The organism is Desulfolutivibrio sp. (genome assembly GCF_036584575.1).
Taxonomy (GTDB): Bacteria; Desulfobacterota; Desulfovibrionia; order Desulfovibrionales; family Desulfovibrionaceae; genus Desulfolutivibrio.
Genome location: NZ_JAZHDB010000148.1, coordinates 1 through 3,276, shown reverse-complemented (window position 1 = coordinate 3,276; position 3,276 = coordinate 1). Strand labels below are relative to the sequence as shown.

The window sequence follows — 3,276 nt, the reverse complement described above, 5'->3', positions numbered from 1 at the left end:
CTTTAAAAGGACCAAAGGATGGACAGAAGGTCACCTGGCGGATTCTCATTGATCAGGCGCGAGTCGTCGGCGCAGACCACGATGGCGGCCCCGGCCGCCTGGCAAAGCGCCGTGATGGCGGCGGCGTCCGTGGCGTAGCGGGCCTGGGCGAAGGCCTCGCCCGAGACGCAAAAAAACGTGCCCGCGCCGCAGTCGGCCACGGCGTTGGCGGAGGCGGCCACGTCGGCCCCGAAAAGGGCCGCGTCAAACCCCGCGCCAAGCCCCTGGGCCAGGGTTTGGGCGGCGGTCAGGGCCTCCAGCCCGGCCCGGGACAGGCTGCCGTCCGCTTCGGTATGGGCGAGAAAAAGAATCTTTTCCATGGCGTGTGTCTCCGACGGCCGGAAGCGGGAAACACCCCGCGTGGCCTTGCGAAAATCGTGTGTTGGGGCGTGAGCGCCGTCCGGATCAGCCGCGTATCCAGGCCACGATCTCCCGGGCGATGTCCTCGGCCGGGGTGTCCTTGACGATACGGGTTTCGCGGCGCTGCCTGGGCAACTCAACCGCAGCGAACGTCACGCCGTCCGCGCCGACCTTGGCCGGTTTGGCCTTTTGCAGGGCGGGCATGATAAAACGCATGTTCTGCATCCCCACCTGGGGGTTGTTGGGAGGTTCGGGAAGCTCTCCGGTGGCCCAGCCAAGGACCGCCGGAGCGCCCTGGCACACGGAAACCTGATAGGCCCCGCCCTCCACGCGCTCCATGATCGTGAGCGACCCGTCCGGGCCGACCGTCAGCCTGTCCACGCCCTGGAACTGCTCGACGACGCCCAGGCGCTCGCCCACCAGTTGCATGGTGGTCCCGGCGCCGCGCGAGGCCGACTGCCAGCCGCCGAAAAGAAGCAGTTTCGACGTGTCCAGCCCGGGGATGGCCTCAATGGCGCAGGCCAGGGCCTCGGCCGCCTCGGCCGACTCCGTGAAGCCCCCGGCCGGGCCGTCGCAGACCACCAGCTCAAACGGGGCCTTCTGGGCCACGGACATCATCACCTGCTGGAGCTTGGCCTTGGGCCCCAGGCTCACCAGCCACACCTTGCTGCCCGGCGCGTTTTTGGCCAGATGCGCGGCCTCGAACAGGGCGTGGGAGGCCCAGGGATCGAGGATGGCCGGCAGCATCATCTCGTTTTTGAGTCCCGGACCGGCCGGGGTGCTCACCGGTTCAAGGGTCTGGAGCGGATCGGGCACGATGCCGCCGCACACCACGATGTGAAAACCCGTGCTCATGACTTGTCTCCCTTGTTCGTCTGGCCGCCCCCCGCAGCCGTGTCGCACATCCCCGGACCGGTTGCCCGGGAGGAGGGCGTCACGGCGTTGGATCAGCCTAGTTTTCCACGGAATGCAGGCCGCCGGAACCGGCCGAAAACTCCACGTTGGTCTTTTCCGGATCGCGCGGATGGGGCTTGGAGCAGTTCCACAGGCAGGCCCCGCAATGCACGCATTTCTCCCGGTCGAAAAGGGGCGCCCCGCCCTCGGGATTGACCGTGATGGCCTGCCCGGAACAGGCCTCGATACAGACCTTTTCCCGGCAGGTGGCGCAGACGGCCGGGTCCGCGAAGACCACATGGTCGCCGTAGCCCGGGTTGGCCTGGACCTTGCCGCCAAGGAGCAGGGCGTCCTGATGCGACACCAGAAGCTGTCCGTCGTAGCCGATGGGCGGCCAGCCCGCCCGGTCCATGAGGGCGTCGTGCAGGGACAGCCCCTTTTTGGCGCACTCGGCCCGGATGGCCGCGATCTCGACCGTCGGGATGCGGTCCCTGAAATATCGCTCCACGCTGGGGATGCGCTCATGCACCCGGCGCGACACGCCCGGCCAATAGACCTTGCCCTTGGTGAATCCGGCCAGGCCCATGCCCATAAGCCCCTGCAAAAAGCCCTCGGTGAAGCCGTCGCGGGCCTTCTCGGCCACCTTGGCCTCGGCCTCGACCCACGAGGCCCGGCGTCTGGCCACATAGGCGGCCTGGAGATTCTCCCGGGTGTACGGCTTGCCCGCCTTGGCCAGCTCCAGCACGCCCTCGGCCAGCTGCACCCCCGTGGTCCAGGCCTCGTCCACCCCGGAGCCCGTGAGCACGTTGGTCGAGCCCGAACCCTCGCCGATGCGGGCATAGCCGTCGCCCACCAGATGCGGTTCGCCCCGTCGCCCGGATTCCTGGAGGCTCTTGGCCCCCCAGGAACGCAGCCTGCCGCCGTCCAGGTGCCGCCACAGATAGGGATGGCGCATCCAGTGCTGCATGTAGCGGTAGGCCGTGCGCACCGGGTTGTCGAACCAGGAGGGCACGAAGACGCCCAGCGAGGCCACCCGCTCGGGCAGGACGTACAGGAATCCGAAAATTTCCGGCTCGGGATAGCCGAAGGTGTGCAGCACCGTGCCCTCGGCCAGTTCGCAGGCCTCGGGTAGGTCCACCACCATCTTCATGCCCACGGCCCATTCCCGGCGATGATTCCCCGCAGGCATCCCAAAGGCGTCGTCGATGGCCCGGCCCACCGGCCCCACCGGCCCGTCGCCGACAACCGTCAACGCCGCGCGCACGTCCAGGCCCGGCATGAACCCGGCGTCGGGCGCGCCCGTTTTGTCCACGCCCTGGTCCGCCAGGCGCACGCCCACCACCGCGCCGTCCTCGATCAGCGGCCCGGCCACGGGCGTGGACGGCCAGATCTGGGCCAGTCCCGAACCCATGATCTCGGAACCCACCCACTGGTTGAACTGGCCAAGCGAAAAGGTGAACCCGTCATGCTTGGCCAGAAAGGGCGGAATATACGGCAACTCCACCGCCTCATGGGCATAGGGAATTCTTTTTCCCAGGCCCTTCGCGGCGGCCCGTATGGCCCGGTCCTTCAGGCGCATAATTTTCGATCTGCGGCTGACGCCGATCGGATCGAGCAGATACGCGACCTTTTCTTCCTTCACCCGCGTACACATGGGAACCGAGGCCGGATCAAAACCGGGAAACGAGGCCTTGATCCCCCTTCCCCGGGTCACCACCCCGGACACGCCAAAGCCGATATCATCGGCGCGCTCGTAACAGATGACCTGGGGCGGCAGACCGGGCATGGCCGCGCTCTCGACCACGGGCGCGCCCTCGCCATCGACAAGCCCCCGGCACAGCGTGGTCAGAAATCCGCCCATGGCCGGGCCGAACCCGACGCATACGATGTCCGCTTCCATCACCTGGCGTTCGACGTCCATAGGATGTGCCTCCGGCGGCCAGGGGGGAAACTTTTTTGAAAAAAAGTTTCCCCCCTGGACCC

3 protein-coding genes are annotated in these 3,276 nt (G+C 67.5%); all 3 read right to left on the bottom strand.

Translation table 11 applies throughout. The features are described from left to right. Positions 1 to 2: 2 nt before the first annotated feature. Entirely contained in the window at positions 3 to 359 is a 357-nt protein-coding gene (locus V3572_RS11145) for a hypothetical protein (RefSeq protein WP_332111069.1), read from the bottom strand. A gap of 85 nt (positions 360 to 444) precedes the next feature. Next, positions 445 to 1,254, bottom strand: coding sequence for an electron transfer flavoprotein subunit beta (locus tag V3572_RS11140; RefSeq protein WP_332111068.1), 810 nt, complete (start codon positions 1,252 to 1,254; stop codon positions 445 to 447). A gap of 97 nt (positions 1,255 to 1,351) precedes the next feature. After that, on the bottom strand, positions 1,352 to 3,214 hold the full coding sequence (locus tag V3572_RS11135) for a 4Fe-4S ferredoxin (protein WP_332111067.1): 1,863 nt from the start codon (positions 3,212 to 3,214) through the stop codon (positions 1,352 to 1,354). Positions 3,215 to 3,276 lie beyond the last annotated feature (62 nt).